Annotated in this window: 20 protein-coding genes; 5 read left to right on the top strand and 15 right to left on the bottom strand. The window is 64.9% G+C overall.

Annotated features, from left to right (window positions below):
- Positions 1-835: acyl-CoA dehydrogenase family protein (locus tag VNW74_RS11700; RefSeq protein WP_325676909.1), on the top strand; the 835-nt coding region annotated here is incomplete at its 5' end.
- An 8-nt stretch (positions 836-843) separates the two neighbouring features.
- Here VNW74_RS11700 and VNW74_RS11695 read toward each other — a convergent pair.
- On the bottom strand, positions 844-1,518 hold the full coding sequence (locus VNW74_RS11695) for a helix-turn-helix domain-containing protein (RefSeq protein ID WP_325676908.1): 675 nt from the start codon (positions 1,516-1,518) through the stop codon (positions 844-846).
- Positions 1,519-1,675: 157 nt separating this feature from the next.
- On the opposite strand from VNW74_RS11695, the gene VNW74_RS11690 reads away from it, so the two are divergent.
- Entirely contained in the window at positions 1,676-2,512 is an 837-nt protein-coding gene (locus VNW74_RS11690; protein WP_325676906.1) for a class I SAM-dependent methyltransferase, read from the top strand.
- 13 nt (positions 2,513-2,525) lie between these two features.
- On the opposite strand, the gene VNW74_RS11685 is transcribed toward VNW74_RS11690, so the two are convergent.
- Positions 2,526-2,864 carry a Zn-ribbon domain-containing OB-fold protein gene (locus VNW74_RS11685; RefSeq protein WP_325676904.1) on the bottom strand — a complete coding sequence of 113 codons (339 nt, stop codon included), beginning with the start codon at positions 2,862-2,864 and terminating at the stop codon, positions 2,526-2,528.
- Between the two features lie 45 nt (positions 2,865-2,909).
- Here VNW74_RS11685 and VNW74_RS11680 point away from each other — a divergent pair, with 45 nt between their 5' ends.
- Together VNW74_RS11680 and VNW74_RS11675 are read left to right on the top strand one after the other, a co-directional pair.
- The gene (locus tag VNW74_RS11680; RefSeq protein ID WP_325676902.1) at positions 2,910-4,103 is read left to right on the top strand and encodes a thiolase family protein; all 1,194 of its coding nucleotides are present in this window, start codon (positions 2,910-2,912) and stop codon (positions 4,101-4,103) included.
- A 28-nt stretch (positions 4,104-4,131) separates the two neighbouring features.
- Positions 4,132-5,589, top strand: a complete 1,458-nt coding sequence (locus tag VNW74_RS11675) for a FadR/GntR family transcriptional regulator (protein ID WP_325676913.1) — start codon at positions 4,132-4,134, stop codon at positions 5,587-5,589.
- Between the two features lie 7 nt (positions 5,590-5,596).
- Here the strand turns inward: VNW74_RS11675 and VNW74_RS11670 are convergent, their stop codons facing one another.
- The 12 genes from VNW74_RS11670 to VNW74_RS11620 all read right to left on the bottom strand — a co-directional run bounded on the left by VNW74_RS11670 (position 5,597) and on the right by VNW74_RS11620 (position 16,151).
- Positions 5,597-7,147 (bottom strand): aldehyde dehydrogenase family protein, encoded by a 1,551-nt coding sequence (locus VNW74_RS11670; protein ID WP_325676900.1) that lies wholly within the window; start codon positions 7,145-7,147, stop codon positions 5,597-5,599.
- Between the two features lie 112 nt (positions 7,148-7,259).
- Positions 7,260-7,511 carry a HypC/HybG/HupF family hydrogenase formation chaperone gene (locus tag VNW74_RS11665; RefSeq protein WP_325676898.1) on the bottom strand — a complete coding sequence of 84 codons (252 nt, stop codon included), beginning with the start codon at positions 7,509-7,511 and terminating at the stop codon, positions 7,260-7,262.
- 3 nt (positions 7,512-7,514) lie between these two features.
- The gene (locus VNW74_RS11660; protein ID WP_325676896.1) at positions 7,515-8,012 is read right to left on the bottom strand and encodes a hydrogenase maturation protease; all 498 of its coding nucleotides are present in this window, start codon (positions 8,010-8,012) and stop codon (positions 7,515-7,517) included.
- 19 nt (positions 8,013-8,031) lie between these two features.
- On the bottom strand, positions 8,032-8,151 hold the full coding sequence (locus tag VNW74_RS31875; protein WP_414686662.1) for a DUF6893 family small protein: 120 nt from the start codon (positions 8,149-8,151) through the stop codon (positions 8,032-8,034).
- Entirely contained in the window at positions 8,139-9,491 is a 1,353-nt protein-coding gene (locus VNW74_RS11655; protein ID WP_325676894.1) for a hypothetical protein, read from the bottom strand. Before VNW74_RS11655 ends, VNW74_RS31875 begins: the two co-directional genes overlap by 13 nt.
- The gene (locus VNW74_RS11650) at positions 9,488-10,135 is read right to left on the bottom strand and encodes a DUF6084 family protein (RefSeq protein ID WP_325676892.1); all 648 of its coding nucleotides are present in this window, start codon (positions 10,133-10,135) and stop codon (positions 9,488-9,490) included. The genes VNW74_RS11655 and VNW74_RS11650 overlap by 4 nt, the downstream gene beginning before the upstream one ends.
- The gene (locus VNW74_RS11645; protein WP_325676890.1) at positions 10,132-10,818 is read right to left on the bottom strand and encodes a DUF5947 family protein; all 687 of its coding nucleotides are present in this window, start codon (positions 10,816-10,818) and stop codon (positions 10,132-10,134) included. The genes VNW74_RS11650 and VNW74_RS11645 overlap by 4 nt, the downstream gene beginning before the upstream one ends.
- Positions 10,815-11,765, bottom strand: a complete 951-nt coding sequence (locus VNW74_RS11640) for a NifU family protein (RefSeq protein ID WP_325676888.1) — start codon at positions 11,763-11,765, stop codon at positions 10,815-10,817. The genes VNW74_RS11645 and VNW74_RS11640 overlap by 4 nt, the downstream gene beginning before the upstream one ends.
- 3 nt (positions 11,766-11,768) lie before the next feature.
- Positions 11,769-13,568, bottom strand: coding sequence for a nickel-dependent hydrogenase large subunit (locus VNW74_RS11635; protein ID WP_325676886.1), 1,800 nt, complete (start codon positions 13,566-13,568; stop codon positions 11,769-11,771).
- A 42-nt stretch (positions 13,569-13,610) separates the two neighbouring features.
- Positions 13,611-14,666 (bottom strand): hydrogenase expression protein HypE, encoded by a 1,056-nt coding sequence (locus tag VNW74_RS11630; RefSeq protein WP_325676884.1) that lies wholly within the window; start codon positions 14,664-14,666, stop codon positions 13,611-13,613.
- 337 nt (positions 14,667-15,003) lie between these two features.
- Positions 15,004-15,792, bottom strand: a complete 789-nt coding sequence (hypB, locus tag VNW74_RS11625; protein ID WP_325676883.1) for a hydrogenase nickel incorporation protein HypB — start codon at positions 15,790-15,792, stop codon at positions 15,004-15,006.
- A gap of 23 nt (positions 15,793-15,815) precedes the next feature.
- The gene (locus VNW74_RS11620; RefSeq protein ID WP_325676881.1) at positions 15,816-16,151 is read right to left on the bottom strand and encodes a hydrogenase maturation nickel metallochaperone HypA; all 336 of its coding nucleotides are present in this window, start codon (positions 16,149-16,151) and stop codon (positions 15,816-15,818) included.
- A 205-nt stretch (positions 16,152-16,356) separates the two neighbouring features.
- Between VNW74_RS11620 and VNW74_RS11615 the strand changes: the two genes are divergently transcribed.
- Positions 16,357-16,893, top strand: coding sequence for a homocitrate synthase (locus tag VNW74_RS11615; protein WP_414686661.1), 537 nt, complete (start codon positions 16,357-16,359; stop codon positions 16,891-16,893).
- A 7-nt stretch (positions 16,894-16,900) separates the two neighbouring features.
- On the opposite strand, the gene VNW74_RS11610 is transcribed toward VNW74_RS11615, so the two are convergent.
- Positions 16,901-17,945 (bottom strand): cytochrome P450 (locus VNW74_RS11610; RefSeq protein ID WP_325676879.1); only part of this gene is annotated, 1,045 nt, incomplete at its 5' end.

Here is a 17,945-nt window from a genome sequence, read left to right as displayed (position 1 = left end):
GCAGATAGAACGATTCGTCGAGAAGGCGCTCCGCAAAGACGAGGTCTGGTGCCAGCTGTTCTCCGAGCCCGAAGCCGGCTCGGACGCGGCGTCCATCAAGACCCGGGCCACCCGGGTGGACGGCGGCTGGAAGATCAACGGTCAGAAGGTGTGGACCAGTGGCGCGCACTACTGCGCACGCGGTCTGGCCACCGTGCGTACCGACCCGGAGGCGCCCAAGCACGCCGGCATCACCACGGTGATCGTCGACATGAAGGCCCCCGAGGTCGAGGTGCGGCCACTGCGGCAGATTACCGGTGGCTCGGACTTCAACGAGGTGTTCTTCAACGACTTGTTCGTGCCCGACGAGGACGTGGTTGGCGAGCCCAACACCGGCTGGACGGTCGCAAGGGCAACGCTGGGCAACGAGCGGGTCAGCATCGGCGGCAGCGGGTCGTTCTACGAGGGGTTGGCGACGCAGCTGGTTCAGCTGGTCCGGGACCACCCGGATCGGTTGGCGGGCGGGCGAATTCGGGTCGGGTCATACCTTGCCGAGGAGAATGCCCTGCGCTTGCTGAATCTTCGCCGAGTCGCGCGCAGCGTCGAAGGAGCGGGCCCGGGTCCGGAAGGCAACATCACCAAGCTGAAATTGGCCGAGCACATGGTCGAGGGCGCGGCGATCATGGCTGCGCTGACGGGGCCCGAGGTCGCGCTGCTCGACGGGCCCGGTGCGCTGTCGGGCCGCTTGATCATGGGCGCGCGGGGTATGGCCATCGCCGGGGGTACCTCCGAGGTGACCCGCAATCAGATCGCCGAGCGGATACTGGGCATGCCGCGCGACCCGCTGATCAACTAGCGCCGACCTCAGGCCGGGCGGGGGACCGCGGCCGCGAGCGACTGGCCGAGCCAGCCCGGCACAGCCCGGCGAACATCCGCGGCTCCGTGGATGGTGACGTTGCCGCTCAGCATCGCGCGGGACCACGACAGGTCGCCGCGCCAGATCCGGGTCAGGGTGAGCAGGCTGGTCTCGACGGTGGCGGCCACCTCGTAGCCGGGGTCGAAATCGCATACGTCGGCCACTCCCTCCGACACCATCAACCACCACTGAGCGGCCTTGCGGGCCACCCCGGCCAAGCGAAACGCCAACACGGTACGCGCTCGCGGCCACGCATCAACGGAAATCGTGCGACGGATATCCCACATCAACAGGTGCGGATCCAGGTCGTCATCGCCGAGTTCAGCTATCCAGCGAATTCCCCACTCGCCGAGCGCATCCACGACTCCAGCGAGTTCCTGCCCGCACGGTGTCAGCGAATATGAGGTGCGACCGTCGATCTCGGTGCGTTCGACAACACCTGCGCGGGACAGCGACTTGAGCCGTTTGGACAACAGCGCTGGTGACATCTTCGGCAGCCCACGTCGCAGGTCGTTGAAATGCACACTGCCCCGGAGTAATTCACTCACAACGAGCAGCGTCCACCGTTCATCGAGTAACTCCATCGCCTTGGCGATCGGGCAGAACTGGCCATATGTCGACATTTTCCAAAACCCTTCGCTCCGGTATGTCCAGTAGACCGTCTGGCGGCGGAATTAACTAGTACAGATTGTGAACCACGGTGGGTTCAGATCTGACACTGGAAACGGTTCAGCGGCGAGCACGACGATTGTGGTCGATTCTCGAGGAAGGGCGAGTGAAATGACTACCAGAATTGACGCAGGCATGGTGACCGCCGATCGCGGACTCGAAAGCAAGCACCGCGCGCTGTGGGCGCTGGGCGACTACACCACGGTGGCGACCGAACTGGTGTCACCGCTGGGTCCGGTACTGGTAGAGGCAAGCGGGATCCGTGCAGGTGATCGGGTGCTCGACGTCGCCGCCGGGGCGGGCAATGCGGCGATCCCCGCCGCGCTCGCCGGCGCAAATGTGATTGCCAGCGACCTGGTCCCGGAACTGCTGGAGCGCGGGGGTGCGCTCGCCGAGGCCCGGGGTGTCGACCTGCAATGGCTTGAAGCCAATGCCGAAGGGCTGCCGTTCGACCGCGATGAGTTCGACGCGGTGCTCTCCTGCGTCGGAGTGATGTTCGCCCCGCATCATCAGCGCGCGGCCGACGAATTGGTCCGGGTCTGCCGGCCGGGCGGGACGATCGGGCTGATCAGCTGGACGCCAGAAGGCTTCGTCGGCCAGATGTTCGCGAGGATGAAGCCTTACGTGGCGGCGCCGCCGTCCGGTCTGCAGCCGCCGCCGAAGTGGGGCAGCGCACGTTACGTGCGCGGTCTGCTGGGCGATGGCGTCACCGACTTCACCGCGCAACACCGTGCGCTGAGAGTGGACCGGTTTGCCGACGGGGTGTCGTTCCGCGACTTTTTCAAAGCCCATTATGGGCCGACGATCTCGGCATACCGGGGGATCGCGGGCGAGCCGGACCGGGCCGCAGCGCTGGACGCCGAGCTGGCTGAACTGGGCGACCGATACTTGGCTGGTGCGTCGACGATGGAGTGGGAGTACCTGCTCGTCACCGCGCGCAAGCGCTGATCGACTAGCCCGCTCAGGCGGGCGCGAAACGCGGTGCGCCGCCGGGGCCCGGCTCGGGCAGTGCCTCCACGCGCATGCCGCACGCGACTGAATCAGGCTCACAGTCAACGATATTCGCCGCTACGCGCAGGCCGCTCTGCTCGGCAAGCTCCACGAGAGCGATGACGTAGGGGGTCGGCAGCTCCGGGTTGAAGGCGTGATAGTTGACCGTGTAGGTGAATACGCTGCCGTGACCCGATACCGGTCGCGCGATCAGCGGACCGCCACAGTCGCGGCATTCGCCGGCCGCGGGGTGCACCCAGTGCGCGCAATTCTCGCAGTGCTCGATAAGCAACTGGTTCGACACGGACAATACAGTACACTCAATTACCTTGGGTTGGTCTAACGGACGGCGCAGATGAGCTATTTCGAAAAAGACGCGATCATTTCCGGTATCGGCATCTCGCGAATCGGCCGTCGCACCGGCATTCCCGGGCTGGAGCTCACCATGGAAGCGGTCCGCGCGGCCATCGACGACGCCGGCCTGGCTGCGGCCGACATCGACGGCATTGCCACTCTGGGCGACACCCCCGCCGCCGAAGTCCTTGCCGCGCTGCAAATCGAGGCGTCCGACTGCGGGTCGGGGTTCGGCACTGGCGGTCTGCTGAATCCGGTGATGTCGGCATGCCGTGCGGTGTCCGAGGGCCACACGCGGCATGTGGTCATCTACCGGACGATTCAAATGCTGGGCGGCACGGTCCCGGTGAAGAAGGATGAGAATGCGCCGGCACCGCCGCTCGCGCGGATGTTCGAGACACCGGAAGGCGAAGAACCGCCGGTGGTCGGCCCGATGGACGATGTCAACGATCTGGTTGCCGCCCATGCGTATTCCGCGGCAAATTGGCTGTCGCTGAACTGCCGTCGGCATATGGAGATGTACGGAACCACCAAGGAGCAGTTGGGCTGGCTGGCGATCAACAGCAGGCGTAATGCGGCATTGAATCCGCTTGCGGTCTATCAGGATCCGATGACGATGGCCGACTATCTAGCCGCCCGGCCGGTTTCCACACCGTTCGGGCTGCTGGATTGCGATGTCCCCATCGACGGCTCGATCGCGGTGGTGGTGTCGGGTGCCGACTACGCCAAAGACTGTCCGCACCGGGCGGTGAAGGTCGAGGCGATCGGGGGTACGGACGGCGCAGGTGGCTGGTTTCACCGCGCGGACTATCCAAAGATGGCATCCGCCGACGCCGCGGCGCAGATGTGGTCGCGGACCGATCTGACGCCCGCCGATCTGAACCTCGCAGAACTCTATGACGGGTTCACCTTCCTCACCTTCGCGTGGCTGGAAGCTCTGGGCATCTGCGGCGACGGCGAAGCGGGCCCGTTCGTCGAGGGGGCCGAGCGGATCGCCCTTAACGGCGCGCTGCCGCTGAATACCTACGGCGGGCAGCTGTCGGCGGGCCGCATGCATGGCTATTGGCTACTGCACGAGACCTGTTTGCAATTGCGCGGTGAGGCAGGGGAGCGGCAGGTGCAGCGCCGGCCCGAAGTCGCGGTGGCCGCCGTGGGTGGCGGTCCGATCGCCGGATGCATGCTGCTGACATGTTGAGTGACTCTGTGCGGGCGTGCAATTGAGCGTGCACGCTCGTCCGCATGTCAAAGCCGGTAGTGACGGCGAGCACCGGTCCGATAAGCGAGCTTCGCAGATCGCACGTCGCATCGAGGCCGACGTCATTCGGCGTGGCTGGCCGGTCGGGCAAATTCTGGGTTCCGAGCAGGCGCTGCAACAGCGTTACCGGGTGAGCAGATCGGTGCTGCGGGAAGCCGTTCGGCTCGTCGAGCACCACCAAGTTGCGCGCATGCGTCGCGGGCCCAACGGCGGTCTGCTGGTCTGCGAGCCCGACGCCGCCCCGGCAACTCACGCCATCATCATCTATTTGGAGTACCTGGGCACCACGACCGGTGAGCTGCTCGATGCGCGGCTGCTACTCGAGCCGTTGGCGGCATCGCTTGCCGCAGAACAGATTGATGAAGCCGGCATCGATCGGCTGCGCGCGGTGTTACGGGCGGAGGGGGACCGCACGCGCGACCCGTCAACGCCACACCACGAGTTCCACGCAGCACTGGCCGAGCTATCCAAAAACCCAGTGCTGCAACTATTTATCGAGATCCTCATGCGGTTGACCGTCCGGTATGCCGAAGATTCGCGGCTGGACTCCGCCAGCGATGCCCTCGAGGCGATCGACCGCAGGCGTCAGGAACACGCGGATATCGTCAATGCGGTCACCGCGGGCGACTCGGCGCGGGCCAAAACGTTGAGCGAGCGGCACGCGGAATCGATGACGAGGTGGCTGCAAGACCACCAGCCTCCGAGCCGGCCGGGCAACCGGAACGGCCTGTACCGCCAGGCGCCGCACGGCAAGCTCGCCGAGGTGTTGGCGACCGCCATCCGCGACGATATCGCCGTTAGCGGCCGTCAGATCGGGGAGGTTTTCGGGACCGAAGTCGCGCTGCTGGAACGCTATCGAGTCAGCCGGTCGGTGCTGCGCGAAGCAGTGCGGCTGCTGGAACACCACGCGGTGGCCAAGATGCGACGCGGACCCGGTGGCGGGCTGGTGGTGGCGGAACCGCAGGCGCAGGCCAGCATTGACACCATCGCGCTCTACCTGCAATACCGCAAGCCCCGCGGCGAAGACCTACGGTTGGTCCGCGACGCCATCGAGATCGACAACGTCGCAAAGGTGGTCAAGCGCCGCGACGCGCCGGAGGTGCGTGCCTTCCTGGAAACCCATCGGCTGACCATCGAGCAGGCAGGCAACGATCTGCGCAAGGCCGGTATGGAAGAGTTCCTGTTCCACACCGGACTGGCTCAGCTGGCCGGTAATGCCGTGCTGGACTTGTTCTTACGGATCCTCGTCGAAGTGTTCCGCCGGCACTGGGTCAGCACCGAGCAGCCGATCCCGAGCCACAGCGATTTCGTCGACGTGCAACGCGCTCACCTGCGAATCATCGAGGCGATTGGGGATGGCGACGACAGCCTCACGCGTTACCGCACGCGTCGTCACTTGGACGCTACCGCGTCCTGGTGGTTGTGACCCGGCGTTACCGTCCGAGTCGGCGCCGCCAGTCTTTGGCCGACGTCATCCGGAGCATGGCTGCGATAATCTTGCCCTTCCTGCGGCTGTAGGGATACCAGATCGGCTCCTTTTTCATCGTAACCCGCTCGGCCACAATGCTTTTGGTGCGGCAATATTTCCGGATTCCGTCGGCTCCACCGGAGCGGGAACCGACCCCCGAGTCGTTCCAGCCCGCCATCGGTACAGACAACGACGAGGCGATGACGTTGTTGATGTTCACCGTTCCGGTGTTCATCTTGCGCGCCAACGCTATCCCTTTGTTCTTGTCTCGCGTCCAGACGCTGCCGGACAACCCCAGTTCGGAGTCATTCGCCTTTTCGATGGCCTCGGCAACATCGCGAACCTTCATGATCGGCAAGGTGGGCCCGAAGGTCTCCTCCCGCATGCACTTCATCCCGTGGTCCACGTCGACCAGCACTGTCGGCTGGTAAAACAGTCCCTCAGTGGCGGGGTCACTCGACTTGCCGCCCACCAGCACCCTCGCACCCTTACTGACGGCGTCGTCGACGTGGCTGGACACAACGGCGAGTTGCTGCGCGGTGGTCATCGACCCGACCTCGCAGGAATAGTCGTGCTTGGCATCCATGCCTTGGCGTAGCTGCGACGTTTTGGTCACCACCTTGCTGACGAACTCGTCGTAGGCCGGTTCCTCGACGTAGCACCGCTCCACCGATATGCAGACTTGGCCGGTGAGGGTGAACGCGCCCCAGACCGCGCCGTCGGCGGCCCGGTCGATGTCCGCGTCGGCGCAGACGATCATGGCGTCTTTACCGCCGAGCTCCAGGCTGCACGGGATCAGTCGCTGCGCGGCCGCGACGGCGATGCGGCGCCCGGTATTGACCGAACCGGTGAACATCACGTAGTCCACCAGATCGACCAACGCTGCCCCGGTCTGGCCGAACCCGTACACCGCGTCGAGCACGTCCGGTGCACCGATCTGCTTCCACCCATCGACCGCCATCCGCCACACAAGCGGGGTGACCTCCGAGGGCTTGGACAGCACCGCGCAACCGGCCATCAACGCCGGCGCAATGTCGACCAGCGGCACCAACAGCGGGCCGTTCCACGGTGTGATCACGCCGACGAGCGGATACGGCTCGTAGGCAATGGTCAGCTTCTTTGCCGCGTTGGCGGCACCGTACGGGCGAACGGTCTGGTCGGCGAGGAACTCGCCGGCCTTGTCGATCCAATAGTTGATGCTCTCCAAACCGTTGATTTCTAGGTTGGCGTCACCCCAAGACTTGCCGGACTCCAGTTGCAGCAATGTCAAAAGCTCGTCCGTCTGGTCGAGCAGCCAGTCGCGCCATTTACCCAGCCACCGCGAGCGGCCTTCGACACCGATCCGCTGCCAAGCCGGCTGGGCCGCCCGAAGCCGGGCCGCCACCGTCTCGACCTCATCCGATGTCGATACCGGGACGCGGCCGACCACTTTTCCGGTGGCCGGGCAGGTGACCACCACTTCGTGGGGGGTATCCGCTTTCGGCTGGTTCGTGGGTGCCGCTGTGTCTGTACTCATCGCAATCACCTCAGCCAAATGAGAGTGAGCATGGCGTTTGCCACCTGGAAACAAACGCTACGTTGTTCCGGTTACCTGGACGATGAATCCGCAAATCTAGATCAGGTGATCGTCAGATGCCGCCCTCGGGCTCGCCGGAGCCCATCAACTCCAGACCGGCCATCGCCTCCTCGGCGCCGGCCTTGTCGGTCTTCTCCACCACGAAGCCCATGTGGATGATCACCCAGTCGCCCGGCGCGAACGTCTCCTCCGGCAGCATGCCGACATTGACCTTGCGGTGCTCACCGACGACGTCGACCAGCGCCACCTGGTCGTTGTAACCGTCGAGCATCCGCACGACTTGGCCGGGAATCCCCAGACACATCTGTCAAACCTCTCCTACTCGTGCTCCGTCTTCGGCGCGCAACATGGCCACCGCCGATTCGACCGCCCGCGCCGCTTCCGGAACCGCTGCCTCGACGGGCTCGCTCAGGCCCATTCCGTCGCCGACGTCAGCGACCTCACATCCCACCACGATGGTCCGTGGGGGGGTCCCGCCCAGGGCGCGAAGACTCGCGAACACCGTCGCGGGATCCATGCCGTGTGCGTCCAAACCCGCTGGAGCATCTGGTGATCCATGGTCGGCCTCGAACACGTGCACCGTTCCGGGCGAGCCGCGGTTGGGGATCGCGTCGACGAGTACCAGCGCATTCCAGTCCTCGAGTAGGTCGTAGGCCAGATGCATGCCCCCGATGCCGTAATCGGTGGCGCGCACACCCTCGGAGCCGTTCACCCGGCCAAAGATGTGACGCAACACCTCGGGACCGAAGCCGTCGTCGCCGAGGAAGATGTTGCCGATGCCGGCTATCAGGATGCGGGAGGTCATACCGCCGCGGTCGAATCCGCTACATGTGCCGCATCTTGAGGTAGCGCCGGGCATCTGGCAGGGACACCAGGCCCAGCACCACTGCCGAGAACGCCATCAGTCCAAGTATGCCGATGAACACCCAGCCTACGATCTCCATGTCGAATTCCTTTCCGTGGTAGTGGTTTCGAGCGGTTCGACTTCGTCGGGTGCGAAGTACAGATAGCGGCCGTACCACTCGTGTAGGTCGGCGGCCGGATCGTCATCGACGACGACTCCGACGTGCTGGTTGCCGTCGACGTCTTCGTGCACCGACGTGACACGAGCGGTCTTGCCGGAGAAAAACAGGTCTTGCGCGTCGGCACGCCGGCCCGGATGCAACCGCACCCGACTGCCTCGCGACACCCGCACCCCGTTCACCAGCACCGCGTCGATGTCGGGGCGAACAGCGTTGTCGGCCAGCGGGTCCCACCACTGCACGCCGTCGGGTATCTCCGGAATAAGGCCCGGCTCGCCCAGGTGCGGATCGCGTAAGACGCCGTGCAGGCGCTGCATCGCCTCGGGTGACATCGCATCGCAGCGGTCGATAATCTGCGCGGCCAGCGGATCGGTGGCCCGGGCCTGCGCCTTCTCCTCGTCGGTCATGGTCATCACCCGCAGGGTCAGGATCTCATCGATTTCGGTGGAGTCGTAAAGCGCACCCTCACTTTGTTCCGCGATCTCCGGGTGATCGTAGAGGATGATCGGCGACACCAGCAGCAGGTCCGTCTCACCGGCCCGGCCGGCCAGCACCGGGAAGCAGCGATGTTGGTGGCAGTTGGCGGCCGCGGCCGCCGCGCGATCAGGAGGATCCAGCAGCGAAATAAACTCACCGTCAATAACTTCTGCGATGAGGTGAGTGCCGATCAGAGATCTGGCGATCGCCCAGTCCTTCCCCGCTTCGTCGCTGCAGGGCGCAGTGTTGCGGACGGTGACGGTGACGCGGTTCAGGCCGTCGACGCGTTCGACACCGACGGTCAGCTCACCTCGGACGCTCTCCCTGGTTCGCACCAGCCTGCCGCCCTCGACGGCTTCGATATCGCTGCCCGAGGGTGCTGTCACCGGCAGTGTCCACGGCCCGGCTGGCTCGGCGAAGTAGAAAGAGCCGAATGGCAATTCGACTTCGACGGCCTCGTCCCAACTGAGCCACGACCCAGAGGGCGTGGTCAGCTCGTCGACCGGCTGATAGCGCCCGCCGCCGGTCTCGCGCTCGGCGGTCCGGTGCTGCAATTGCAGGAACCGCACGACCAGCTTGATGCCGTTCGCGCCGTCAATGAGGAACTGCGCCGAAAGGCTGTCATCCTCGCCGATACCCGCATCGGCCGCACCGCGCGGACCTAAAACCCCGAATTGCCAGCGGATTTGATTCTTCCGCGAGGACGCGCGGTAGGGGTACAGCAGGTAGCCTTCGTAGAGCACGGCGTCGGCGATGGTACGGGCCCGGTCCCAATTCGCGCTCACCGGGCCTCCTCGTGAGCCTGGGCCAGTAACTCAGTGACGGCGTCGTCGAGGCCCAACAAGCCGCGCGCCGACTTGTACGCGTTCAGGGCCGCCAGCGTGTCATGGCCAAGGCGCAACCATCCGCTGCTGGGGTAGTGCTGCTGGATCAGGTCCCGCCACACCGACACCGGCATGTCGTAGCGGTCCTCGCAGTCCCACGGTACTTGCTGCACCGAGAACCCTTGCTGGCCCGCCATGAAAATCGTTCCGCTGAAAAGGAACTGCAGCGGGATGAGGCCGTCGCGCAGCGCGTGCAGATACTTGGACGCCGTCACCTCGAAGTCGTACGTGCATTCCAGCGGGAGCGAGACCTCGGTTGTGCCGGTGAATCCCGGTACCATCGCCGCGCAGTGCTGCCACAGGAACGTGTGCTGGGTGGTTGCCCACCGTTCCCGTGGTCCGAACAAGTCGGTCACTCCGGCGGCCTCGTCGTCGGAATAGCCGCGCCGCAACGGGTCGATACGGACCTGACATCGCAGCGCGATCGCGTGCACCGGCTGATCGCCGGGCACCGAGACGGCGATACGCGCGGCAAGCATCGGCGTGACCGCGTACGGCTCGGCGCCCACGTCGGCAACGGTGAACGAGGCGCCCGGGCTCGTCATGAGCGCCGCTCCTCCGCATCGCTTTCGCTCTGCATCGTCGCCGGCGCGCATCGTTGCGCCTCACTGCGTTCGGCGAGTGCGGTGAAGAACTCGTCGATGAAATCGCGCGCTTCTTGGCCACCGTCGAAGCCGCGCCACCGCGTTCGTAGTCCGCCGACGAACTCGTAGCAGGCGTCGATCGGGACCAGGTAGCACTCGGGCGCTCCGTCGGCTTCTGCATCACCGGGCACGCGGATCAGCAGCGCCTCGACGTCGTCGAAGACCAGCCCGACCCTGGGTTCGGCTGCGCTGATTGCGCTCCAGGCGTCGAGGTCGAGTTCGGATTCGGTTGCACCGGCCGGCCCCGGGTAGAACCCGACGGTGCGGTCCAGCGCCGAGTTGCGGAAGAAGAACGCCAGCCCGACCGGGATCTGTAACGATTCCCAGGTGCGGCGATCGAGCGCGAAATCCGGAAAAGACAGATACCGGTCCGGGACCGCGCGATAGCGCAGCTCGGCGTGGCTGTCGGTGAACAGCAGATAGCAGCCACGGCATACGCACATCAATTGCCGCCCAGGCACATTCACCACGTGTTGGTGCGCGTCGGCGATAGCCTCCGAGCACATCTCGCACCGCTGTCCGGCCGGCTCCGGCCCGCGCCGATTTCCGGTGATGCGGGCCAGGACGTCGTAAGGGGTGGTCATGCCGGCGCGCCCATCGGCTCGGCCGGCACCGCGATGGAAAGCACCCCTTCGCGCAGCAGCAGTGGGATGGGATCAAGGTGGCGCTCGGTGCCGTCATCGAGGCCCGCCCCGGCGTGCACGACATCGAAATGCGCGTGACAGCGCGGACATCGCAGCACCGGGTCGCCCCCTGCGGCCGGTCGATGCAGCGCCGCACCGGCCAGGGATCCCTCGCAGGCCGGGCAGTGATCACGGTAGGCGTACAACTGGTCGCCGACCCGGCAGGCCAGCACCACCAGGCCGGCGACCGAGAAGCCGCCGACTTCGCCGGGAGCCAGGTCGGCCAGGTCAGGCACCTGATGCCACGCCGAGCCGCCGCCGTTGGACGGCGCCCTGGAATGGAGGGAGGCGAGCAGCGATTCGGCGGGGATCACCGTCGCCGGCTTTCCCGCGTCGGCTGTATCGGTTTGGGGGGTCACCAATTCAATCGACGAAACCTCCGGTGCGGCAGCCCGAATGGCATCCTCGACGGCCAATTCCAGCGTCACCGCCGACGACGGGCAACTCTTACAGCTGCCGGCGAATTGCAGCTGCACGGTGTCGCCGACGATGTCGAGCAGATGCACGTCGCCGCCGTGTGAGCCCAGGTACGGCCGGACGCGGTCGAGTGCATCGGAGACTCGTCGCCGCACGTCGTAGGGGTGCAGGCCGTGCACGAGCAGCAAGCTGGCCACCAAGTCGTCGGCGACCAGGCGGTCCAGAATGCCCGGATCCGCCTGATCGCCGACTGCCGCGAGGATTCGCGACAGGCCCGCGCCGTAGAGCTCGACTACCTCGCGGACCAGCTGCTCGGCGCGCTCACGCGCGGCCACCCCACCGGCCGCCGTTGCGTCCAGCAGCGTCTGGATCCGATCGCCCGCCGAGCGCCACTGCGCGTCCCCCTGCAACTCCTCGGGGCGATCAGCCATGCATCACTCCCCGGTCGCCGTTTGCGTCGGCGAGTGCAGCCGCTCCAGTGTCTTGCCCTTGCCGAGATACATGTGCACGCCACAGGGCAGGCACGGGTCGAAGCTACGCACCGTGCGCATGATGTCGATGCCCTTGAAGTGCTCCCGGTCGTTCTCCTCGAAGATCGGCTGGCCCTGCACCGCGTCCTCGTAGGGCCCCGGCGTGCCGAAGCTGTCGCGCGGGTTCGCATTCCACGGGGTGGGCGGGTACGGGTGGTAGTTGGCGATCTTGCCGTCGCGAATCACCATGTGGTGGCTCAACACTCCGCGCACCGCCTCGGTGAACCCGCAGCCGATGCCTTCCTTGGGCACGTCGAACTTCTCCCAGGTCTTGGTGCGGCCGGCCCGGATTTCAGCTAATGCCTTCTCCGCGAAGTGCAACGCGCACGCGGCAGCGTAGGCCTGGAAGTAAGTCCGTGCCCGGTCCCGCTCGATGGTGTTGGACCCGTGCTGCGGGATCTTCCACTCGAACTCGACGGGTCCCTTGAGGACGGTCTTGGGCAGGTTGATTTGCACCGAATGACCGGTGGACTTGACGTAGCCGATGTCGACCAGGCCGGCCAGCGCGGTCGACCACAGCCGGGCCAGCGGACCGCCGCCGGTGTCCAGAGCAAGGTGATCCTTGCCGTCAAACCAGCGTGGCGACATCACCCAGCTGTACTTACCACCGTCCATGTCCCGCTTCTGCGGATGCGGGTTGGTGTGCTGGTTCCACGGGTGACGCCGGTCGATCGGATTACCCAGCGGGTCGGTCTTGACGAACGTCTCCTGATCGGTCCAGTCGTCGTAATACGAACTGCCCAAGAGGATCCGGATCCCGAGGTTGATGTCCACGAGCGAGTGGGTGACCAGCTTGCCGTCGACCACCACGCCCGGTGTGACGAACATGGCGTTACCCCAGCGCTCCATGTCCTTGTACTCGAAGTTGCACACGTCGGGGTCCTGGAAGGAGCCCCAGCAGCCCAACAGGGTGCGGCGCAGCCCCACCTTCTCGTAACCGGGCATCGCCTCGTAGAAGAAGTCGAACAGATCGTCGTGCATGGGCACGACCTTCTTCATGAACTCGACGTAACGCATCAGCCGGGTCATGTAGTCGGTCATCAGCTGGATGGTCGCGACGGTGCCGACTCCGCCGGGGTACAGCGTGGACGGGTGCACATGGCGACCCTCCATGAGGCAGAACATCTCTCGTGTCCAGCGACTGACTTGAAGCGCTTCGCGGTAGAACTCGCCGCTGAACGGGTTGAGCGACCGCATGATGTCGGCGATGGTCTTGTACCCATGTGCGTCGGCATGCGGAGCTGCGGTGTTTTCCGCTTTGGCCAGCACACCTGGGTTGGTCTCCGAGACCATCTTTTCGCAGAAGTCCACGCCGACCAGGTTTTCCTGGAAGATGTTGTGGTCGAACATGTATTCCGCGGCCTCGCCGAGGTTGACGATCCACTCGCCCAGGTGCGGCGGCTTGACCCCGTAGGCCATGTTCTGGCAATAGCAGGAACAGGTGGCGTGGTTGTCGCCGCAGATACCGCAAATGCGGCTGGTGATGAAGTGGGCGTCGCGAGGATCCTTGCCCTTCATGAAAATCGAGTAGCCACGGAAGATCGACGATGTGCTGTGGCACTCGACGACTTCGCGGTTCTCGAAGTCGATCTTGGTGTAAATGCCGAGGCTGCCCACGATCCGAGTGATCGGATCCCACGCCATCTCGACAAGTTGGCCGGGCTCGCGCTTCGCGTGGGACGGCTCGGGGATGATCGTTGTCATCGAACTTTGCTCCCTATCTTCAGCTCAGATGCCGCGTCGCGCCTACCAGGTGCGGCGTGCGCCCGTGGTCAGTTTGTCGCCCTTGTGCCGCCACTTCGGTTCTTTGTCGACGGTGCGCCCGGTAATGCCGCGCAGGTTGCGGATGACCGAGCCGTACAGTCCTGATGCGGTAGTAGAAACCTTGCCGCCCGGTGGCTCGTCCATGAATGGCATGAACTTGTCCGGGAACCCGGGCATCGTGCAGCCGATGCAGATGCCACCGACGTTGGGGCAGCCGCCCATGCCGTTCATCCAGCCCCGCTTGGGCACGTTGCATTTGACCACTGGGCCCCAGCAGCCCAGTTTCACAATGCATTTCGGTGATCCGTACTCGGTGGCGAAGTCGCCCTGCTCGTAGTAGCCGGCCCGGTCGCAGCCCTCGTGCACGGTGGCGCTGAACAGCCACTTCGGCCGCAGCGCGTCGTCGAGCGGGATCATCGGCGCCTGGCCGGTGGCCATGTAGAGCAGGTAGGTCAGTGTCTCGGACAGGTTGTCCGGCTGGATCGGGCAGCCCGGGACGCAGACGATCGGAATTCCGGCCTTGCTCTTCCACTGCCAGCCCAGGTAGTCGGGTACGCCCATCGCGCCGGTCGGGTTGCCGGCCATCGCGTGGATGCCGCCGTAAGTGGCGCAGGTCCCCACCGCGACTATTGCCGTCGCCTTGGGGGCCAGTCGGTCGAGCCACTCACTGGTGGTCATCGGCTGCCCGGTGGCCGGGTTGTTGCCGAAGCCGCACCAATACCCCTCGCTCTTGAGCGCTTCGTTGGGAATCGAACCTTCCACGACGAGCACGAACGGTTCGAGCTCACCGCGGTCGGCCTTGAAGAACCACTCGAGGAAATCGTCGGCCCCGCCGGTAGGTCCGCATTCGAAGTCGATCAGTGGCCAGTGCACGGCGATCTTGGGCAGTCCGGGGAGTGCGCCGAGCGCGATCTCCTCGATACTGGGTTGGGTGGCGGCAGTCAGCGCCACCGAATCGCCATCACAACTAAGACCCGCGTTGATCCATAGCACGTGGATCAAGGTTTCTTCCGCTTTGACTGCTGCTTCTGTTGGCATACGGCAGCTTTCCGGGGCCTGGGCTAAAGGCCCCTCGCACCGCGGGAGTCGACGGTCGGCACGCTTACGCGGCGCTATTTCCTGGGTCTACTCTCGCCGAACTGCCTTGTCAACGATGATCTGGCAAATTCGGAGGCCCCGTACGGGTTTCCGGATTTTCGCCTTGATTTCGCCTGCCGCGGCGTATTGTGGGCTCTCGTTCGCCGTCTTGGGCCATCAGTGATGCGTGCCGATCAGCAACACATTTGCCTTCTTGCGAATAAGTCGCACGTGTTGGCAGTCAAGCGATTTCCATTCGCCCGGTTCGCCACCCGCCGCAGGAGGCGCCACGGTGCGGTCAGCTCGCTGAAGCTGCCATGAACCGTCGCAGCCAACCGAACCAGGCGGACATCCCGGCGCCGGTGCGGGCACTGATCGGCAAAATCGTCGCCGTTGGATTGACCTCGCGGACGCGGGCCGTGTAGGAATCGACGTCGACGTCCAAATATGGAACCAGATCGATCTTGTTGAGCAGCACCACGTCGACGGCGCGAAACATCACCGGGTACTTCAGTGGCTTGTCATCGCCCTCGGTGACCGAATAGACCATCGCCTTGGCGTGCTCGCCGACGTCGAACTCGGCCGGGCACACCAGATTCCCGACGTTTTCGATGATCACCAGGTCCAGGTCGGGGAGGTCCAGTCCCTGCAGCGCACGGTTGACCATCGGCGCGTCGAGATGACATTCGCCGCCGAACCCGTTGCCGGTGTTGAGCAGGGATATCTGAGCGCCCCGGCCACCTAGCTTGGCCGCGTCGAGGTCGGTGGCGATATCGCCTTCGATCACCCCGACGGCGAACTCACCGGCGAGTTCGTCCAGCGTCGCCCCCAGTACCGTCGTCTTGCCCGAGCCGGGAGAGCTCATCAGGTTCAGCGCGCGAACGCCGTTGCTTTCAAACGCTTTTCGGTTGTAGTCGGCGCGGACGTCATTTTCAGCGAAGATCGACTCCAGCACGTCGATGCGCTGCGAACCGGTCTCGTAGCCGCTGTGGTCTCCGTGGTCATGATGCTCGTGGGGGTGATTCTCAGGATCCGAGTGGTCGTGAGTGTGCACCGTGCCGTCGTCGTGTCGATGAAACCTGCCCATGTGCTCTACCTTTCACCGGCTCTTCACGAAACGTCCAGCGAAGTCACCAAGAACTCGTTGCCGCGCAGCACCTCGACGTCGGCGCTCCCGCACCCCGGGCACAGCAGCGACCACACCGAGGTGATCGTCGAACGTTGCCCACACGACCGGCACTGCACCTCGGCGGTGACGAGCTCGAGCTCCAGCTCGGCGTCGGGCATGTCCTCATAGTCGCGGACCAGCGTCCAGCAAAACGTGAGCGAGTCGGGCACCACCTGGCGCAGCGCACCTATCTTGACTCGCACGATGTCGACGTGGCGACCGTCGGCATACGGTCTGACCACCCCCGCGATCGCCTGGCAGAGCGACAGCTCATGCATGGACCCCGTTCTACACCGCGGAAGCTGACAGCGGCGGTTAATGAAGTTGCATTGACCACCCGTCAGCGTCTAACCTCGGCGATCGTGCGGAATCTTCTCGTAGTAGCCAGTACCCGCAGCGGGGTCTGATCCAGACCGACCCCCCGCTGTGGGTCGGAAGCTACTACTCGTCGGTCACCACTGAAAGACCAGGGAAGACCGGCACATGACAATCACCGACCTGAGATTTCCGAGTTGCTCGGACATCGGCCCTTTACCCGAATCGCCATCGATCCGCTTTGACGGCATCCCGCTACCGCGAGGAATCCGGGAGGACGCCAATACCATGTCGTGGAGCACGTTCACCGCCACCTACGCCCCGAGCGCCGGGCCGCTGCGCTTGGGCCAGTGGGAATGCACTGACACCGAACGTCCTGCCACCCGGTTGGGCCCGCAGGCTCGAACATTCCGGGCCACCCTGGGGTTCGGCGATCGCATCGAGACCGCGACCGCCACTGCGACTGGTCCGGTTGCCGCGCTGACCGCGATGCTCTACGACCATGGCGTCGCGGTGGAGACGCTGCGGTTTCATCAGCTGCGATCAGAAGACACCACCGCGACGTTCATCCAGGGCAGCGACGGCCGCCGGGCCGAGTGGGCGATGGGCTGGTCGGAAGACCCGACGCAGTCGGCCCTGTATGCGGTCATCGCCTGCGCGAACCGGCTGGTGGCCGGGCAGGGCCCGGCGAACACCGCTGTCTGATCTCCGGCTAAAGCGGGCGCAACACCATCGGCATGCCGTCCACCGGGATCGGCATGCCGCCGTAGTCCCATTTCGCCTGGTACCCCGGGCGGGGCAACTCAAGCCGGTAGCGGCGCAGCAGCCGGTGCAGGATCGTCTTGATCTCTAGCTGGCCGAACGTCATCCCGATGCACTTGTGCGGGCCGCCGCCGAACGGTGTGAACGCGTAACGGTGCCGCTTGTGTTCGCAGCGCGGCTCGTTGAACCGGTCGGGGTCGAATTTCAGCGGATCCGTCCAGATCTCCGGCAGGCGATGGTTCATCCCTGGGTACGCGATGACGTTCGTGCCCGCAGGCAGGTAGTAGCCCAGCAACTCGGTGTCGCGCACAGTCTGGCGCATCGCCCACTGCACCGGTGTCACCAGCCGGATCGCCTCGTTCATCACCAAATCGAGCGACTCCAGCTTCTCCAGTGACTCAATATCCAGTGGACCGTCGCCGAGCCGATCGGATTCGTCGCGGCAGCGTTCCTGCCACTCGGGGTTGGCGGCCAGGTTGTAGGCCATCGTCGTCGTGGTCGATGTCGAGGTGTCATGCGCGGCCATCATCAGGAAGATCATGTGGCTGACGATGTCCTCGTCGGAGAAACTGTTGCCGTCCTCGTCCTCGGTGTGGCACAGGACCGTCAGCAGGTCGCTGCCTTCCTTGCCGCGGCGCTCTTTGACACGCTCACGGAAGTAGTTCTCCAGCAGCTCACGGGCCTGGAGACCACGCCACCAGGTAAACGGCGGCACGCTGGTGCGGATGATCGCGTTTCCGGCGCGGGTGGTGATCGTGAAGGCCTTGTTCACCTTGGTCACGAGCGCATGGTCGGTGCCGGGTTCGTGACCCATGAACACCATCGACGCGATGTCGAGGGTGAGCTCCTTCATGGCCGGGTAGAGCAGAAAACGTGGATCATTGGCTACCCAGTCGTTGGCCACCACCTGCGAGACGACCTGGTCCATCTGCTCGACATAGCCGACCAGCCGGGAGCGGACGAACGCTTCCTGCATGATCCGCCGATGGAACATG

The sequence above is a fragment of the Mycobacterium sp. genome (genome assembly GCF_035570115.1).
In the GTDB taxonomy this organism is placed as follows: Bacteria; Actinomycetota; Actinomycetes; order Mycobacteriales; family Mycobacteriaceae; genus Mycobacterium.
Note: the sequence above shows the minus strand (reverse complement) of the source record. Positions and strands in the feature narration are given on the sequence as shown.